We start from the raw sequence: 16,629 nt of genomic DNA, 5'->3' as shown, positions 1-16,629 counted from the left end.
TTCTACTTTATAATCCAGTGGTAATTGATACTCATACTGTATTTCATAAACATAAGCAAAGTCATTTTCTATAGAAAGTTTTCTTTTTCAATATCAATAAGACTTTCTTTTAATGGAAAAAGCAATACCGGTTTTAATAATAATTTGCCGTTGACATCTTTAATACCATTTTCTAATTTTAATCTAAAATTTGCTTTTGAGGGCAATTCCTGATAGTCGTTTTTTTGCAGTTCCTGAATATCCAAAAGTATCTTCTGATTATTTTCAGTAATGATGTCTTTCCAAATTTCACTTTCTTTTTGATTATAAGCAGAAAGATGGTTCAATAAATAACTCTTTTTTAAAACCTGATACAGATACGCTTACATCTCCCACAATGCTGGAATTTTCCAGATTCAATTTCATCAGGATTGTAGTTTTATTCCTGCCAGATTCAACTTCCGGGATCTTTTCTATTTTAAATTCCTTTTCTGTTTTTCCTATCAAAGCTTCTTTACCCTGAATAAAAGTAGAAGGAAACGGAAAAGGACAAAATTTATCCGTGGCATCCATAAAATAACTTTTACCATCAATAACTACATTCGTAATCATATGGTTGTCTACCTGTGGCGTTGGAACATCTGCATATGTGTATGGTTTGTGGCGTGTTCCAATCCAGGTTAGATTAGAATTCAATTGCGCATATCTAAACATTTCATTCAAAAGATTCGCCATATCTTTACAGTCTCCATATAACTTTTGAAAAATATCTGAAGCTTCCCTGGGAATAAAACCGCCCATTCCGTCTTCAAAGGCAACATAATGAACATTTTGCTGAACCCATTGATATATCGCTTTTGCCTTTTCTAAATCAGAGTTTTTATCTTTTATCAAATCTAATGTTTTGTTCTTCAAAGCCGTTTGATCCGTTTTATTAATATCTTTTGTGATTGAATAATACCATTGGTATAATTTTTCAGGTGTACCTAATAACTCTTCTTTTTTTCTTCTATTTCATAACTTTTGATATAAAAAATAATATGTGGCATGAAATATAAAGAACTAGGCATATTCTCTTCGCCTTCAAATTCAGGAATATCATTGGCTTCCCAGGTATAAATATCAAAATTTCCTTCTTTAGTTTTACTGAAAGCTATTTTTTCCTGATAATTTCCAAAAAGTTTATATCCAATTTCAGTAGAAGAATTACATCGAATCTGAAGTTTTGCAGTTTGTGTTTTTATCGGATTTTGAAATCGGAAACTGGATAAAAACCGAGGTTGTTTGAGCTTTGTTTTATAAGAGAATTCAATTAAGGAATTATCTTCCACTTTAGGCATTACAAAATATTTGTATTTATTGTCGCTTTTATAAATGTTTTCATTCTCTGCATCGATTGTAGCAATAGAATAAGAACTTAAATCTATCCTTTTATTTGTTTTTGTAATATAAGTCGACCCCTTTATATTTGAAATTTCACTGAAACTATCAAAAGGAATTCTAATAGTATATTCCTGAGTATTTTTGCTTTTTGAAATTGCTCTGCTTTCGTTTACAAAAGTTTCAACTTCTAAGGCATTACCAGAATTTATTACCACGGTTTCGTTGCTATAAACTATTTTTGACTTTTCCTGAGAATACAATTGAAAAGAAAATAAAAACAATACAATATATTTTTTCATTGATTTGATTTGGTGTAAACAATATTCTTACCTATTATATTTATCACCGTTACTAGAAATTTTGTAAACAATTAAATCTATTTTGGAGATAATTTCGGACAGCTAAAATAATATCTTTGTTTCTATTTTTTAACCCATGGAAGTTTTATTACTGTATTTTTTATTTGTAAATGTTCTTGAGTTTATAATTACAGGTTACGACAAATTTTTGGCTCGTAAACAAAAACGCAGAATTCCGGAAAACACCTTGTTTTTTCTCGCTTTTATTGGTGGTTCGATTGGGTTATTAACAGCAATGTTAATCTTTAGCCATAAAACAGCTAAAACTTCTTTTATTGTAAAATTTATTGGAATTATTTTGATTCAGATTGTGATTATTTATTTTACAATCAATCATAAAATATAAATATCAACATTGTTAATAACTATATATTTTACAAATAATAAACTGATTTACAGTATTTTAAAATAAAACCGGAAAGATTTAAAAAATCCACCCGGTTTGCTTTTGTTATATGGTGCGAAGCACCGAATTTTTTGACTTGTTTACGAACAAGCTATTTTATTCACCCTGTTTTGATGTCTTCCACCTTCAAATTCAGTATTTAAAAAAGTTTCTACCATTTCTACTGCCTGTGGAATTGAAGTAAAACGTGCCGGAATACTGATAATGTTAGCATCATTATGCAAACGGACTAAAACCGCAATTTCTTTACTCCAGCATAAACCAGCTCTTACTTTTGGATGTTTGTTAACTGTCATGGCTATTCCGTTTCCACTTCCGCAGATTACGATTCCAAAATCGGCTTTTCCTTCAGATACATCAGTAGCAACAGGATGACCAAAATCCGGATAATCAACTGAATCTTCAGAATCTGTTCCGTAATTGGTTACTTCATATCCTTTTGCTTTAAGCATAGCTACAATAGCTTTTTTATACTCCGGTCCTGCGTGATCGTTTCCTATCGAAATTTTCATTTTAAATACTATTAAGTTGTGTTTGTGCAAATTTACTCAATAATTGAATGTTCTCTATAAATTAGAGTAATTTTCACTATTTTTTTGTTTATTAACAGAAAATTGTTGTTCAAATATTTTGCTTAAAATGTATACAAAAATCATAATTGCAATTATCTAAATTTCAAACCTTTATCGGTTATCAACATTTTTTATAAATATATAAAATACTGGTATTCAATAAATAAAGATCATTTTTTTTGTTAAATTTTTATAGTGTTAATAGAAGTTCTTAATTCGTTGATATTCAGTTAACTTTAAATTAACAGGAAATGTTGATAAGTTGATATAGAAAATTAGAAGTTTTTTTTGGTTGTGTGAAAAAAATACTTAATCCAAAACTGAAATCAAAAATGCAAGAAAAGTTTCAGGAATTTTTAGAAAAGTTATTAATATTAAAAATGCCATTTTCAACAAAAATGAACATATCAACTTATTTACAAAATGAATCTATTTCTGGTTGTCAACCGTTGTTAATTAAAATTGAAAAAGGCTTAAAAATTAATATTTTAACTACAAATAACTATGTTGATAACTCAGAATAACTAAAAGAAACTTCATTTCAATACTTTTAAAAATAAATTTATATCACATATTAACACACTATAATAACCATCAATTTTTTTTAAATTTTTAAAAATCTTTTTTGTTGTATTTAATATATGTTGAAAACTAAAAAAGTTGAAAATGAAAAATTTTATTTTTAAAATGAATTTTTGTTTGAATTGAATTGTCTCAAACAATTTTAAGCGGATTATTGAGATTGTCCAAAATTTGCTGAACTTGTACAAAATCGTTGGGATGAACCTTAAGTTTGATTCCGCCTAGAGCTGTAGTGTAAAAAGGTACGACTGAAAGTGTCATTTCGTTCTCGAAAAAATAGGGGATATCTTCCTGCTCCAGTAAATGTTTAAGAACTACCGTCTCGTATTCAAAATTAAATATTGCAATTGTTTTAAAGCTTTCCATAAAAGGTCTTTTTATAAAGATACGAAATTTAAAAATGTCTAAAAATCTGCTTTTTAAAGTTATAATTTTAATAATTCTAAACCTTAAAATCCGTTATCTGATATCTTATTTGTAATTTTAAACCTTATAAGAAAAGATATATGAGTAAGAAAATTAGAAAACCGATAAAAAATGAGAACGATTTCTCAGGAAAAATACTGAAGATTTTATCGAAAAGCCCTAATAAAGCATTTAATTACAAACAGATAGCAGCAAAACTTGAACTCGATGATACAAAAGCAGAAACCAGATCATAAAAGATTTAAAAATAATGGCTGGTTCAAAAAAAATTATCGAATCGGAACCTGGTAAATATTTAGTAAAAGCTGAAAGCCAGGATTATTACGAAGGAACAATTGATATGACAAGCCGTAAAACAGCTTATTTTATTTGTGAAGATTTTGCAGAAGACATTTTTATTCCGACCAATAATCTGAATCGTGCATTAGATAAAGATAAAGTCAAAGTTTATGTTTATAACCGTAGAAAAGGAAAACGTCCTGAAGGTGAAGTAATTGAAGTTGTTGAAAGAAACAAAACAGAATTCGTTGGAGTAATTGACATTCAGCCCAATTTTGCTTTTGTTTCAACTGCAAATCCTAAAATGTACACGGATATTTTTATTCCGAAAGATAAAATAGGAGAGGCCGAAAATGGAGATGTTGTTTTAGTAACAATTGAAGACTGGCCAAAGAGAGCTGATAGTCCTTTTGGATCTGTCATTAAAGTTTTAGGCAAGCCAGGAGAACACAATACAGAGATTCATGCTATTTTAGCTGAATATGGTTTGCCATCAGATTTTCCGGTAGAAGTAGAGGTGTATGCTCAAAAAATAGACACTTCGATTCAGCAATCTGAGATTGCAAAACGTCGTGATATGCGTGACACGCTTACCTTTACCATTGATCCAAAAGATGCTAAAGATTTTGATGATGCGTTGTCTTTCAAAAAGTTAGAAAACGGAAATTACGAAATTGGTGTTCATATTGCTGATGTTTCGTATTATCTGGAAGAAGGAACAATTCTGGATGATGAAGCCTATCAAAGAGCAACTTCAGTTTATTTGGTCGATAGAGTAGTGCCAATGCTTCCGGAAGTATTATCGAATTTTGCCTGTTCACTTCGCCCACATGAAGAAAAATATACTTTCTCTGCAGTATTTGAAGTTTCGCCAACTGCACAAGTTATTAACCAATGGTTAGGTAGAACTGTAATTTATTCAGATCAGCGTTTTGCTTATGAAGAAGCACAGTATATCATTGAAACAAAAGATAATACCATTCCAATTGACATTTCGATAACTGGAGAATCGTATATTGTTTCAGATGAAATTGTTGAAGCAACTTTAAAACTAGATGAATTAGCAAAGATTTTAAGAAAGAAAAGAATGCAGAATGGTGCTATTTCTTTTGATAAAGTAGAAGTGAAATTTAATTTGGATGCCGAAGGAGAACCAGAAGGTGTTTATTTCAAAGTTTCTAAAGATGCCAATCATCTGATTGAAGAATTCATGCTTTTGGCTAATAGAAAAGTAGCAGAATATATCGGAAAACAAAAGAAAACTTTTGTGTATCGTATTCACGATGAACCAAATGAAGACAAACTCATCGCAATGCAACAGGTAATTGCAAAGTTTGGATATAAAATTGACTTTAGAAATAAAGGCGATATTTCAAAATCATTGAACTCTTTGATGGAAGAAGTAAATGGTAAAAAAGAGCAAAATTTAATTGATACTCTTGCGATTAGAAGTATGAGTAAAGCCAAATATTCAACAGATAACATTGGTCATTACGGTTTAGCTTTTGATTATTACAGCCATTTTACATCGCCAATTCGTCGTTATCCGGATGTTATGGTTCATCGTTTGCTGCAGTATTACCTTGATGGAGGAGCTTCTGTAGACGAAGAAGTATACGAAACCAAATGTCTGCATTGTTCTAACATGGAAAGCTTAGCAACAAATGCTGAAAGAGATAGTATCAAATACATGCAGGTTAAATACATGCAGGATCACCAGGATGAAGAGTTTCTTGGTGTTATTTCCGGTGTTACCGAATGGGGAATTTACGTTGAAATTGTTTCTAATAAATGCGAAGGAATGGTAAGAATCAGAGAAATCAAAGATGATTATTATACTTTTGATGAAAAGCAATATGCACTTGTAGGAGCTACTTCTGACAGTATATTGCAATTAGGGGATGAAATTTACGTTAAAGTAAAAAATGCAGATTTAGTTAAAAAACAACTGGATTTCCATTTTTTACGACGAGCAGAATAAGTTGTTAAATTTAAAAATTTAAAGAAATGAAAAAATTAATTATAATTGCAGTTGTCTTATTTTTCCAAATGTCTTTTGGTCAGGTTACCAAAACATTAGGAGATTTTGATACTGTTAAAGTTTACGATAAATTACATGTAAAATTAGTTCAGTCATCTGAAAATAAATTGGTTATAAAAGGAGTAAGGGAAGCAGAATTAGAAGCTGTTAATAAAAATGGTATTCTAAAAATAAGAATGCCATTTCCAAAACTTTTGTCCGGCGAGGACTTAGAAGTTACTTTGTATTACAAACATATTGAACTTATTGATGTTAATGAAGGAGCAATTGTTACTAGTTCAGAAACTATAAAAGCAACAAGTTTTAAAGTAAGTGCTCAGGAAGGTGGAAAAATTAATGTAGATTTGGAGGTTGAAAAACTTAAGGTAAGTTCAGTTTCCGGAGGAGAAATTACTTTAGCCGGAAAAGCTTCGAACCAGGTGGCAAGTTTAGGTGCAGGAGGTTATTTATTAGCAAGTAAATTAGAAACCTCTCAGACCACAGTAAGCGTTTCTGCGGGAGGAAAAGCTGATGTAAATGCTTCAACACTTGTTGATGCAAAAGTAAGCGCAGGAGGCTCTATTTACATTTATGGGAAACCTAAACAAATTAACCAAAAAACAGTTTTTGGAGGTAAAATAGAAGAAGTAAAATAATATTGAATGATAAATGATATTCTGGCTGGGCTGCCATGGGGGCTTGTTCTGAGCTTTATGGTGGGTCCAGTATTTTTTGTTTTATTAGAAACCAGTATTACCAAAGGTTTTAGATCTGCAATTGTCTTTGATCTTGGAGTAGTATTAGGTGATATTTTTTTTATAGCAATTGCCTATTTAGGAAGTTACAGGTTAATTTCAAGTTTAAAGGATGATCCTGCTCTTTTTATTTTTGGCGGTATCATTATGTTGTCTTATGGTATTATTTCATTTGTAAAATTAAAAAAAGTAGAAAAAATCAATGATGAAGAAATTGATCGGGATATTTTAAAAAGAAATTATGGAAGTTTATTTGTAAAAGGCTTTTTACTGAACGTTATTAACATTGGAGTTCTTGGTTTCTGGCTTGCAGTAATCATTTCTGTCGGACCAAAATTAGAAATGCAAAACTCAAGAATGATTACTTTTTTTACTTCTGTAATCATAACATATTTATTGGTTGACTGTCTTAAAATCGTATTGGCCAAGCAATTAAAATCTAAAATGACACCTGTGAATATTCTTAAAATTAAAAAAGGAATCAGTATTGTTTTAATGGTTTTTGGTGTAGTATTAATTACCCAGGGATGGTTTCCAAAAGAAAAAGAAATGATGAAAAATGCTTTTGAAAGGATAGAAAAATAAGAGTTGTTAATAACTCAAAATACAAATAGAACCTCTGATTTCAGAGGTTTTTTGTGTTTATAAGATCGTCAAAATAAAGCACAAAAAATACACACATTACTGTATGTATTTTGGAAGAATCCTCGAGATTCGAACTATCTCTTTAATTAATTTTTCTTAAAAATTAGATATAAAAAAACCTCCAAGTTTCCTTGAAGGTTTTGAGGCATCGTCCGGATTCGAACCGGAGTAGGAGCTTTTGCAGAGCCCAGCCTAGCCGCTCGGCCACGACGCCATTGCTTGAACGGATGGCAAAAGTAACTAAAATCTTTAAAATTAAAAAGTTTCGAATAAAGTATTTTGAAAAAATACGGTTTTAACCTAAAGAATTACTTTCTGATTTCCGTCATTTTTATGGTAACTGATTCAACATCACCACCAATAGGAGGATTTATCTTTGAAACCCAAACTGTCGTTTTTTCTACTGATTGTATCTCTGCCAATATGCGATTATTGATTCTTTTAGCTACATGTTCTAATAAATGCGAACGAATTGCCATTTCCTCAGTAACAATTTTATTCAAATGTACATAATCGACCGTATCAGTTAGGTCATCTGTTTCTGCTGATTGCTGTAAATTGGTTTTAATTTTTAAGTCAACAGTGTAATCAGATCCTATTTTTCCTTCTTCAATCATACATCCATGATAAGAAAAAGTACGGATGTTTTTTAATTTTATAATGCCCATTTTTATGTTGTTTCACGTTTAAAGTTTCAGGTTTTGCACTAGTTAAATAACTTTAAACCTGAAACCTGAAACCTTTTTTTATCTTTGCTAAAATTACTATAAATAATGGCATCAGAAGATAAATCACTCAATTTTATTGAACAAATCATAGAAGAAGATCTTAAATCAGGTCTTTCAAATTCTAAATTACGCTTTCGTTTTCCACCCGAACCAAACGGTTATTTACACATTGGACACGCAAGTTCTATTGCATTAAATTTTGGTTTAGGAATTGATTATCAGTCACCTGTAAATTTACGTTTTGACGATACAAATCCGGAAAAAGAAGAACAGGAATTTGTTGATGCTATTAAAAAAGACGTAGAATGGTTAGGATATACCTGGGCAGAAGAATGTTATGCTTCAGATTATTTTCAACAGCTGTACGATTGGGCCGTTTTATTAATTAAAAAAGATAAGGCGTATGTTGACAGTCAGACTTCTGAAGAAATGGCTGCTCAAAAAGGAACTCCTACAACTGTAGGAACTGATAGTCCATACAGAAATCGTTCTGTTGAAGAAAATTTAGATTTATTCGAAAGAATGAAAAATGGTGAATTTGAAGCTGGCACACATATTCTTCGTGCTAAAATTGACATGAAATCAACTAACATGTTGATGCGTGATCCTATCATGTACAGGATTTTACACAAACATCACCATAGAACCGGAGATACCTGGAAAATCTATCCAATGTACGATTGGGCACATGGACAAAGTGATTATTTAGAAGCTATTTCACATTCATTTTGTACACTGGAATTCCTGCCTCACCGTGAATTGTACGATTGGTTTTTAGACCAGATTATAGATGAAAATCTAATTCGTCCAAAACAAAGGGAATTTGCCAGACGTAATTTATCACACACTGTTGTTAGTAAAAGAAAATTACAGCAATTGGTTAAAGAAAAGCATGTTAACGGTTGGGATGATCCCAGAATGTCTACTATTTCAGGATTAAGAAGACGTGGTTATACCGCTGCTTCTTTACGTAATTTTGCTAATACAATTGGTATTGCAAAACGTGATAACTTGATCAATGTATCGGTTTTAGAGTTTTGTATTCGTGAAGATCTGAACAAAATTGCACCTCGTGTAATGGCAGTTTTGGATCCTGTAAAATTGGTAATTACCAATTATCCTGAAGGAAAAGAAGAGTGGCTTGAAGCCGAAAATAATCAGGAAGATGAAAATGCAGGTTTCAGAAAAGTACCTTTTTCCCGTGAATTATACATTGAAAGAGAAGATTTTTTAGAAGAAGCTCCGGCTAAATATTTCCGTTTGACTCTCGGAAAAGAAGTACGTCTTAAAAATGCGTATATTATTAAAGCAGAATCAGTTATAAAAGATGCTGAAGGCAATATTACTGAAATTCATGTAACTTATGATACCGATTCTTTAAGCGGAAGCGGAACAGAAGCAAGCCAGAGAAAAGTATCCGGAACCTTACATTGGGTTTCTATAAAACATGCTTTAGAAGCAGAAGTTCGTTTGTACGATCGCTTGTTTACAGATGAAGCTCCAGACAGTTATAAAGAGAAAAATTTCTTAGATTTTGTGAATCCAAATTCATTAGAAATCGTAACTGGATATGTTGAACCAAGTTTAGCAACAGCTCAAAATGAAGATAAATTCCAATTTCAGCGTTTGGGTTATTTTACTGTTGATAAAGACTCAACTGCTTCAAAATTAGTATTTAATAAAACTGTTGGACTGAAAGATGCCTGGGAAGAAAAAGGTAAAAAAGAAGAAAACAGCATCAATAATTCTTTAAAAGAAATTAACAAATATTTTAAAGTTGAAACTAAACAGGAACGTATTGCAATTGAAAGTGCGATAGGGGAGAGCATCGCAACTATTTCAAGTTTTTCTTTATTACAAAATTCATTAAAGAAGAATATCAACAATAATAAAGCTTCATTGTTGTTTTCTCAATTTTTATTGAAATATTCAAACTGGAAATCTTCGGATTTTGAAGATGAGGATATTAAAAAATTATATACGATGTCTCTCAGAAGTGAATCGACTTATGTGAGATCGAAAGCACTTTTGAATTTAAGAGATATTGAAAATTCAGATTTAAGAAAGCAATTTGAAGAAGATATTTTGAAATCATATTCAAATCCACCAAAAAATGCTTCGGAAAGAGAAATTGAAATTCTCGCTGAAATGACGAAGAAGTAATATCAATATTATTTATTAAAAGCGCTTTTATTAGCGCTTTTTTTTATTATTTATTTTTTCTATTATAATGTTTTAAATTATAATTTTGATAGATTAAAAGTAACCTTCATAAATTGATTTTAAGACATTTTTTAATTACTTCCGATTCATTTATCATCTTTCTAAAAATAGTTAAAGAGAAAGCTTTATTTTAATTTTTACTTCCATTTATGCTCTTTTAACGCTTATCAACATTGAATTGTTGATAAAGTTTAAAACGAGATTTTATTTTCATTTAATTCAGAATATAAACTTCAAAAATCTATTTTTCTATAAATATCAATTTTATTTATTAATTAATTTAAATTTTAATATTTTATTTATTATTTATAAAAACTATCATATTTAAAAAATATATAGTTTATTATAATTAAAATTAACCTCCATAAATTAATTTTAAGACCACTTTTAATTTCTTCTATCACATTAATCATCTTTTGAATTATTATTGATTTAATGGTCTAATTTTAATTTTCAACCTCAATTTTGCCAGTTTAATGGGTTGTTAACATTCAATTGTTTATAAAGTCAGTATTTTTATACTAAAGGTCAAATATGAAATTTTATAATTCAGAAAAGAGTATCTTTATTAATCACTTTAAATTTTAATATTATGTCAAACAATTCAAATACGATTGCAGCAATTTTAGCCGGTGCAGCTGTAGGTGCAGCGATAGGAATTTTGTTAGCTCCTGATAAAGGCTCAAACACAAGAGCAAAAATTAAAGAAAATCTGGGAGATACTGCCAACAATTTAAAAGACTCCTTAGAAGCAAGTTCAGAAGTTTTGCGTGAAAAATTTGCAAGTGCTACAGAGAGTCTTGATGGAACTTTTGATGAATTACTTTCAAATGTAAGTCATAAAACAGAAGAAGTTATTTCTTTTTTAGAATCTAAACTAGCTGATTTAAAGACACAAAATGCTAAATATCAAAAGTAATAATCGAGGAAACACAAAGTTTACCTGATTTATAGTTGATTAAATATTTTATAATATTGACATTCAATTTATAAACAGTTTGTTTTGTGTTTCTTTTTTTAATGAAATTTAAAATTATGGCTTTTGAAGAACTAAAAGAAAATACAGAGAATATACAGGAAAATACTAAAGCTTATATTGACAGTAATTTAGCTTATTATAAATTATGGGGTTTTAAAGTAGCAATGAAATCAACAACTTTAATATTTAAGTTTACGTTGATTTTATTATGTTTTAGTATGGTAATGATTTTTGGATCTTTTGCTGCTGCTTATGCTTTTGGATCTTTATTCGAAAGTAATGCACTCGGATTTTTAGCAGTAGGGGGGATCTATTTTGTGTTTACAATTTTACTTTTCTTTATAAAAGATAAGTTTGTTGAAGGTCCGATTTTAGAGAAATTTTCAGAAATCTTTTTTAACGATTAATTTATGGAAGTAAAAAAGTACTCATCGTATGCTGAAATAGAGAAGGATCTTGAAATTTTGAAACTCCAAAAAGAGATCAATTATCAGAAATTGGTTTTAAGTTTACAGAAAACTAAAGAAAGCATTACTCCAGAAAATGTACTTGGCGGAATTTTTTCTTCGTTCAAAGATTACATTTCAAATTCTTATGGAAGCATTTTACCATCAATTTTACCTTTTATAATCAATTGGTTTTTAAATAAAAAAAGAGGCAATTAAGCCTCTTTTTCATTTTTTGTATTATTTAATTTCTGGTTGAATATCATCTTCGTAACCAGATTGTGGCTGAATTGGTTTTGGTTTTTCGACTTTTTTATTGTGTTTTTTCATCATTTCACCAACCTGGTTTGATGCAGAAAATGAAGCAACCATGTTATTCAACATGTCACTTCCGGCTTGTGGAGAATTAGGTAACAAAATTAAATTAGAATTAGCATCAGCTCCAATTGCTTGTAAAGTATCATAATGTTGCGTAACAACAATTAAGGCAGAAGCTTCCTGAGAATTGATTCCGACATTGTTTAAAACTTCAACACTTTCTACTAATCCTCTGGCAATTTCACGACGCTGATCTGCAATACCTTGTCCTTGTAAACGTTTACTTTCGGCTTCAGCTTTTGCTTTTGCAACGATTCTGATTCTTGAACTTTCTGCTTCAAACTCAGCAGCCGTTTTTTCTCTGTCGGCAGCGTTAATTCTGTTCATTGCATTTTTTACCTGGATATCCGGATCAATATCAGTTACCAAAGTATTGATAATATCATATCCATAAGTAGACATTGCTTCGTTTAATTCACGTTTTACAGCAACTGCGATATCATCTTTTCTTTCAAAAACATCATCTAATTTTAGTTTTGGAACTTCGGCACGAACCACATCAAATACATAAGAAGTTATTTGATCATGCGGATATTCAAGTTTATAAAAAGCTTCATACACGCTTTCCTGAATCACTTTAAATTGAACAGAAACTTTCATTTTGATAAAAACGTTGTCTTTGGTTTTGGTTTCAATGATAACATCTAATTGTTGAATCTTAAGATTTACACGTCCTGCAATTCTGTCAACAACCGGAATTTTAAGTTGCAACCCGGAATTTCTAACACTCTGAAATTTTCCAAATCTTTCGATAATTACAGAGGATTGTTGTTTTACTGTAAAGAATGACGATAGGAAAATAAAGAATGCAATTACAAAAATGATAATGAATGGGATACTCATAATGATATTTATTTAAGTTTTTAGGTGCTGTAAATTACGAAATTTCTTCTTATTTAAATTTTATTTGTTTACCCGATTTTTTTTGTTAAAATTTATTTTACTTTTGGCTCATTAATTAAAACAATATAAAAATTTATGAAAAAAATACTACTTAGTATTGCCTTGTTTTCTTCTATTTGTTTATCTGCTCAGACTGTTATTGTTGACGAAAAGTATACAGATATTAGTAAACCTGCTGCTTTTAGATATTTGCCATTTTCTAAAAATTTTCTACTTTTTACAGCTGATGATGTTAAAAATTCTTTTGTTACGTTAGCTACAGATGCTAATTTATATGATGCTAATGGTATTAAATCTATTTTGTTTGAAAATAATAAACATGTTAACTGTGCATTAATTAAAACAATTAATAAAAATGACATTATTCGAAATATAAAATATTTTAAAGACTATGATTTTAATAAGGGATATGATTACATGATTGGAAACTGGATATTTTCTCGTTTTTGTTCTTCTTATGATGATTTATTTGAACTTACTTTAACAAATCAAAAAAATAAGAAAAAATAAATTATGAAAAAGATGAAATTTATTTAGAGGCTTCTAATATAAAAACAAAAGAAAAAGTAAGAATAAAATTAGAAACTACCAAATTAGATTTATTAAAAGGTGAATCACTTATAGAATCTAGTGACAAAGTAACTTTCAGTTGTAGACTGAAAGGAAACGATAGTTTTGATCTGATTACAAAATCAATTTCAATAAAGCAGAACGAGAGTACTATTTATAAAACTACCTATGATATTCATGGTAAAAAGATAAAGGATCTGGCTCTAAAATTAAATCTAATTGATAATTTTTTTGTTTTATCATCGAATGAAGGCGGTTCTGTTGATCAGTTTAAATTTAATGTCCAGGCAGTGAACCATTATTATGAAGATCCTGAAAATGAAGATATCTACGTATATGGAATTTACACAAATAAGAAATCTAAAGTTTTCAAAGACTTTAATGCTATAGGATTTTACATTTTTAAATTTGATAAAGAAGGTAACAAAATTTGGGAATCGATTAATCCAATTGATGACCGTAATTTCCAGAGCCATCATTATAGTGCAAGCTTTGGTATTAATTTATTTGAATATGAGGATAAATTAGTATTTACTAATTGTGCAAATACGACTGTTGAATTTACTAATTATGCATTAGTAGATAAATCTTCCGGAAAAGTTTTAAAAATAAATAGAGTTGACTATAATAGAGTTGCAAGTTTTGAAAAAACAAACGTTTTTATTAGTGAATCTAATGAAAGCAAGGATTTGTTAAGAAAAGTATTTGACCCAATTTCATTTGCTGCGATAGATTTAAATCCAAAACTTTTTAATTATTTGAAAGCTATTCCAGAAAAAAATGACAGGATTTATTTTAATACTATTTTTTCTAAGGAAGGTATATGGTTAATTGAAACAGATAATAAAGAATATTACAAAGTTCTTTTATTTAAGGACCAAAAAAAGCTCCCAATTTGGGAGCTTTTTTGTTTTTATAAAGTAGCAATTGCTTTCTGAATCCTAGAAATAGTTTCTTCTTTTCCAATGATTTCTACAATGTCAAATAGGTGAGGACCTTTAAGTGCTCCAACCAAACTCAAACGGAAAGGCTGCATAATTTTACCCATTCCAATTTCGTTTTTCGTCATCCAGTCTTTGACTATTGCTTCGATATTTGCAGAATCAAAACCATCAATATATTCTAGCGTTGAAATCAATTCCTGCATCAAAGCCGGTGTATCTTCTTTCCAGTTTTTGCTTGCTTTTTCATCGTATGATGTTGGTGCCTGGAAAAAGAAATCAGTTAAATCCCAAAAATCAGAAACGAAGTTTGCTCTTTCTTTTGTGAGTGATACTATTTTTTCGAGTTTTTTTGAATCATATTTTTTAAAGAATTCATTATTGAATATGCAACTGAATTGATAATTTGATTATTAGTTATTTTATCAATATTACTCTCAGCTACTTTTTTAAGTTGAAATCCTAAGTCGTTATTTTGTATAATTAACTCAATATTATTTTTTGCTTCATTTATTATTTGTAAGCCTAAATCAGTATTTATTCTATAATTATTTGATATTTGATCAATTTTTTCTTTACCTAACGTCTGAATTATTTTTGCTAAGTTCTTTTGGAAAATATAAGCTAAATCTGCATCATTTTGTTTTACCAAATATTGATGATTGAACCATTTATTTTTTTCAGGATCAAATTTTGCTCCAGCTTTATGAACTCTTGTTAAATCAAATTTTTCTATTAATTCTTCTAAAGAAAAAATTTCTTGTTCCGTTCCGTCATTCCAACCTAATAAAGCTAAAAAATTAATGACTGTTTCTGGATAAAAACCAGATTCTTTATATCCTTTTGAATAGTTATTTGAATTTAAATCTTTCCATTCAATAGGAAAAACAGGAAAGCCTAAACGGTCACCATCTCTTTTACTTAGCTTTCCAAATAATGATTTTTTAATAAATGTTTTTATTTCTTTTTCATGTATTGAATCTTTTTCTTTATCTATGTTTAGAACTTTTGGAGAATCTACTACTTTTTCTAAATAAAATTTAATCTTGTTTTCTGTTTCTTTTTCATTAAAAATGTTTTTTTCTAAAAAATCTTTAGTATACATTTTTACAAAAGAATCAATTTGATTGGGATTATTTTTATTAGTTAAAAACGACTTTATATCAGGTTTTAAAATTAAAGGTAAATGCGCAAATTCCGGAGCATCCCAACCAAAAGCTCTGTACAATAAAACGTGAAGTGGCATAGAGGGTAACCATTCTTCGCCACGAATTACATGTGAAGTTTCCATTAAATGATCATCGACAATATTGGCCAAATGGTAGGTTGGCATTCCGTCACTTTTAAATAAAACTTTATCATCAAGAAGATTCGTTTCGAACTTTACGTCACCACGAATGATATCTTTTAAATGTAAAGTTTCATCAACCGGAGTTTTAAATCTAATTACATAATGTTCTCCATTTGCAATTCTTTTCGAAACTTCATCAGCAGAAATTACTAACGAAGTATCTAATTTTTCACGATTGTGATGATTATATATAAATGTTTTTCCTTCAGCTTCGTGTTGTTTTCTATGTGCATCCAAAGCTTCTGGAGTATCAAAAGCATAATACGCCCAACCCGAATTGATCAGTTGATCTGCATATTGTTGGTATAATGCTGCACGATCACTTTGTCTGTACGGACCAAATTTTTCGTTTTTTCCAACCGTTTCTTCAGGAGCAATTCCTAACCATTCTAAAGCTTCCATAATATAAGCTTCAGCTCCAGGAACAAAACGAGTCTGATCTGTATCTTCAATTCTAAGATAAAAAACGCCATTGTTTTTCTTGGCAAATAAATAATTAAATAGGGCAGTACGAACTCCGCCAATATGTAAAGGTCCTGTTGGACTTGGTGCAAAACGCACGCGAACTTGCTTTGACATTTTGTATAAATTTTGATGCAAAGATACAATATTAGTTAAACTCCGAATTTTTAAAAATTCCAAATTCCAAGCCTGTATTTAAGTTGGAATTTGGAATTTAAATTTTGGAATTTGAATTGGTATAA

At 29.6% G+C, this 16,629-nt stretch carries 18 protein-coding genes, 1 tRNA gene and 2 pseudogenes; 11 read left to right on the top strand and 10 right to left on the bottom strand.

All coding sequences use genetic code 11. The features are described from left to right. Window positions 1-68: 68 nt before the first annotated feature. The 3 genes from P5P89_RS09170 to P5P89_RS09160 all read right to left on the bottom strand — a co-directional run bounded on the left by P5P89_RS09170 (window position 69) and on the right by P5P89_RS09160 (window position 1,661). Window positions 69-326 (bottom strand): hypothetical protein, encoded by a 258-nt coding sequence (locus tag P5P89_RS09170; RefSeq protein ID WP_278011646.1) that lies wholly within the window; start codon window positions 324-326, stop codon window positions 69-71. Beyond that, entirely contained in the window at window positions 304-894 is a 591-nt protein-coding gene (locus P5P89_RS09165; protein ID WP_278011645.1) for a transglutaminase-like domain-containing protein, read from the bottom strand. The genes P5P89_RS09170 and P5P89_RS09165 overlap by 23 nt, the downstream gene beginning before the upstream one ends. Before the next feature lie 71 nt (window positions 895-965). Further along, window positions 966-1,661, bottom strand: coding sequence for a DUF3857 domain-containing protein (locus tag P5P89_RS09160; protein ID WP_278011644.1), 696 nt, complete (start codon window positions 1,659-1,661; stop codon window positions 966-968). A gap of 136 nt (window positions 1,662-1,797) precedes the next feature. Between P5P89_RS09160 and P5P89_RS09155 the strand changes: the two genes are divergently transcribed. Then, window positions 1,798-2,067, top strand: a complete 270-nt coding sequence (locus P5P89_RS09155) for a DUF1294 domain-containing protein (RefSeq protein WP_278011643.1) — start codon at window positions 1,798-1,800, stop codon at window positions 2,065-2,067. A gap of 140 nt (window positions 2,068-2,207) precedes the next feature. On the opposite strand, the gene rpiB is transcribed toward P5P89_RS09155, so the two are convergent. Next, window positions 2,208-2,639, bottom strand: coding sequence for a ribose 5-phosphate isomerase B (gene rpiB, locus P5P89_RS09150; protein WP_078226741.1), 432 nt, complete (start codon window positions 2,637-2,639; stop codon window positions 2,208-2,210). A gap of 392 nt (window positions 2,640-3,031) precedes the next feature. Here rpiB and P5P89_RS09145 point away from each other — a divergent pair, with 392 nt between their 5' ends. Next, window positions 3,032-3,223 (top strand): hypothetical protein, encoded by a 192-nt coding sequence (locus P5P89_RS09145; protein WP_278011642.1) that lies wholly within the window; start codon window positions 3,032-3,034, stop codon window positions 3,221-3,223. Between the two features lie 190 nt (window positions 3,224-3,413). On the opposite strand, the gene P5P89_RS09140 is transcribed toward P5P89_RS09145, so the two are convergent. Further along, window positions 3,414-3,647 (bottom strand): DUF2007 domain-containing protein, encoded by a 234-nt coding sequence (locus P5P89_RS09140; RefSeq protein WP_278011641.1) that lies wholly within the window; start codon window positions 3,645-3,647, stop codon window positions 3,414-3,416. A gap of 140 nt (window positions 3,648-3,787) precedes the next feature. Here P5P89_RS09140 and rnr point away from each other — a divergent pair. The 3 genes and pseudogenes from rnr (at window position 3,788) to P5P89_RS09125 (ending at window position 7,346) form a co-directional block, all read left to right on the top strand. After that, a pseudogene (rnr, locus tag P5P89_RS09135) lies at window positions 3,788-5,967 on the top strand (ribonuclease R). Window positions 5,968-5,993: 26 nt separating this feature from the next. Further along, entirely contained in the window at window positions 5,994-6,662 is a 669-nt protein-coding gene (locus P5P89_RS09130) for a head GIN domain-containing protein (RefSeq protein WP_278011640.1), read from the top strand. A gap of 6 nt (window positions 6,663-6,668) precedes the next feature. After that, on the top strand, window positions 6,669-7,346 hold the full coding sequence (locus P5P89_RS09125; protein ID WP_269234067.1) for a LysE family translocator: 678 nt from the start codon (window positions 6,669-6,671) through the stop codon (window positions 7,344-7,346). 203 nt (window positions 7,347-7,549) lie between these two features. On the opposite strand, the gene P5P89_RS09120 is transcribed toward P5P89_RS09125, so the two are convergent. Then, a tRNA-Cys gene (locus P5P89_RS09120) sits at window positions 7,550-7,620 on the bottom strand. Between the two features lie 94 nt (window positions 7,621-7,714). Continuing rightward, window positions 7,715-8,074, bottom strand: a complete 360-nt coding sequence (folB, locus tag P5P89_RS09115) for a dihydroneopterin aldolase (RefSeq protein WP_278011639.1) — start codon at window positions 8,072-8,074, stop codon at window positions 7,715-7,717. Between the two features lie 105 nt (window positions 8,075-8,179). Here folB and P5P89_RS09110 point away from each other — a divergent pair, with 105 nt between their 5' ends. From P5P89_RS09110 to P5P89_RS09095, 4 genes are all read left to right on the top strand, one after another. Next, window positions 8,180-10,297 (top strand): glutamine--tRNA ligase/YqeY domain fusion protein, encoded by a 2,118-nt coding sequence (locus tag P5P89_RS09110; RefSeq protein WP_278011638.1) that lies wholly within the window; start codon window positions 8,180-8,182, stop codon window positions 10,295-10,297. Window positions 10,298-10,949: 652 nt separating this feature from the next. Next, window positions 10,950-11,276: a YtxH domain-containing protein gene (locus tag P5P89_RS09105; RefSeq protein ID WP_278011637.1), complete on the top strand. Its 327-nt coding sequence runs from the start codon at window positions 10,950-10,952 to the stop codon at window positions 11,274-11,276. Window positions 11,277-11,392: 116 nt separating this feature from the next. Then, window positions 11,393-11,743 (top strand): hypothetical protein, encoded by a 351-nt coding sequence (locus P5P89_RS09100; protein WP_031453824.1) that lies wholly within the window; start codon window positions 11,393-11,395, stop codon window positions 11,741-11,743. A 3-nt stretch (window positions 11,744-11,746) separates the two neighbouring features. Next, window positions 11,747-12,001, top strand: coding sequence for a DUF6327 family protein (locus tag P5P89_RS09095; RefSeq protein ID WP_278011636.1), 255 nt, complete (start codon window positions 11,747-11,749; stop codon window positions 11,999-12,001). 21 nt (window positions 12,002-12,022) lie between these two features. On the opposite strand, the gene P5P89_RS09090 is transcribed toward P5P89_RS09095, so the two are convergent. Continuing rightward, entirely contained in the window at window positions 12,023-13,003 is a 981-nt protein-coding gene (locus P5P89_RS09090) for an SPFH domain-containing protein (RefSeq protein ID WP_278011635.1), read from the bottom strand. A gap of 135 nt (window positions 13,004-13,138) precedes the next feature. Here P5P89_RS09090 and P5P89_RS09085 point away from each other — a divergent pair, with 135 nt between their 5' ends. Further along, complete coding sequence (locus P5P89_RS09085) at window positions 13,139-13,573, top strand: hypothetical protein (RefSeq protein WP_278011634.1); 435 nt, start codon at window positions 13,139-13,141, stop codon at window positions 13,571-13,573. A gap of 350 nt (window positions 13,574-13,923) precedes the next feature. Beyond that, the gene (locus P5P89_RS09080; protein WP_278011633.1) at window positions 13,924-14,571 is read left to right on the top strand and encodes a hypothetical protein; all 648 of its coding nucleotides are present in this window, start codon (window positions 13,924-13,926) and stop codon (window positions 14,569-14,571) included. On the opposite strand, the pseudogene P5P89_RS09075 reads toward P5P89_RS09080, so the two are convergent. Together P5P89_RS09075 and gltX are read right to left on the bottom strand one after the other, a co-directional pair. After that, window positions 14,547-14,915: pseudogene (locus P5P89_RS09075) on the bottom strand (glutamate--tRNA ligase); the annotation flags it as partial. The gene P5P89_RS09080 and the pseudogene P5P89_RS09075 sit on opposite strands and share 25 nt — an antisense overlap. Next, window positions 14,909-16,504 carry a glutamate--tRNA ligase gene (gene gltX / locus P5P89_RS09070; protein ID WP_278011632.1) on the bottom strand — a complete coding sequence of 532 codons (1,596 nt, stop codon included), beginning with the start codon at window positions 16,502-16,504 and terminating at the stop codon, window positions 14,909-14,911. The pseudogene P5P89_RS09075 and the gene gltX, both read right to left, overlap by 7 nt. Between the last annotated feature and the right edge of the window lie 125 nt (window positions 16,505-16,629).

Origin of the sequence: Flavobacterium gyeonganense (genome assembly GCF_029625295.1) — a bacterium.
Taxonomy (GTDB): domain Bacteria; phylum Bacteroidota; class Bacteroidia; order Flavobacteriales; family Flavobacteriaceae; genus Flavobacterium; species Flavobacterium gyeonganense.
The sequence above is the reverse complement of the archived record's forward strand: the minus strand, read 5'-3'. Positions and strand labels throughout refer to the sequence as shown.

What these genes read in the sequence shown, in the direction of transcription:
- P5P89_RS09160 (WP_278011644.1), bottom strand. Translation starts at nt 1,661, where the DNA reads ATGAAAAAATATATTGTATTGTTTTTATTTTCTTTTCAATTGTATTCT.
- P5P89_RS09155 (WP_278011643.1), top strand. Translation starts at nt 1,798, where the DNA reads ATGGAAGTTTTATTACTGTATTTTTTATTTGTAAATGTTCTTGAGTTT.
- rpiB (WP_078226741.1), bottom strand. Translation starts at nt 2,639, where the DNA reads ATGAAAATTTCGATAGGAAACGATCACGCAGGACCGGAGTATAAAAAA.
- P5P89_RS09145 (WP_278011642.1), top strand. Translation starts at nt 3,032, where the DNA reads ATGCAAGAAAAGTTTCAGGAATTTTTAGAAAAGTTATTAATATTAAAA.
- P5P89_RS09140 (WP_278011641.1), bottom strand. Translation starts at nt 3,647, where the DNA reads ATGGAAAGCTTTAAAACAATTGCAATATTTAATTTTGAATACGAGACG.
- P5P89_RS09130 (WP_278011640.1), top strand. Translation starts at nt 5,994, where the DNA reads ATGAAAAAATTAATTATAATTGCAGTTGTCTTATTTTTCCAAATGTCT.
- P5P89_RS09125 (WP_269234067.1), top strand. Translation starts at nt 6,669, where the DNA reads ATGATAAATGATATTCTGGCTGGGCTGCCATGGGGGCTTGTTCTGAGC.
- folB (WP_278011639.1), bottom strand. Translation starts at nt 8,074, where the DNA reads ATGGGCATTATAAAATTAAAAAACATCCGTACTTTTTCTTATCATGGA.
- P5P89_RS09110 (WP_278011638.1), top strand. Translation starts at nt 8,180, where the DNA reads ATGGCATCAGAAGATAAATCACTCAATTTTATTGAACAAATCATAGAA.
- P5P89_RS09105 (WP_278011637.1), top strand. Translation starts at nt 10,950, where the DNA reads ATGTCAAACAATTCAAATACGATTGCAGCAATTTTAGCCGGTGCAGCT.
- P5P89_RS09100 (WP_031453824.1), top strand. Translation starts at nt 11,393, where the DNA reads ATGGCTTTTGAAGAACTAAAAGAAAATACAGAGAATATACAGGAAAAT.
- P5P89_RS09095 (WP_278011636.1), top strand. Translation starts at nt 11,747, where the DNA reads ATGGAAGTAAAAAAGTACTCATCGTATGCTGAAATAGAGAAGGATCTT.
- P5P89_RS09090 (WP_278011635.1), bottom strand. Translation starts at nt 13,003, where the DNA reads ATGAGTATCCCATTCATTATCATTTTTGTAATTGCATTCTTTATTTTC.
- P5P89_RS09085 (WP_278011634.1), top strand. Translation starts at nt 13,139, where the DNA reads ATGAAAAAAATACTACTTAGTATTGCCTTGTTTTCTTCTATTTGTTTA.
- gltX (WP_278011632.1), bottom strand. Translation starts at nt 16,504, where the DNA reads ATGTCAAAGCAAGTTCGCGTGCGTTTTGCACCAAGTCCAACAGGACCT.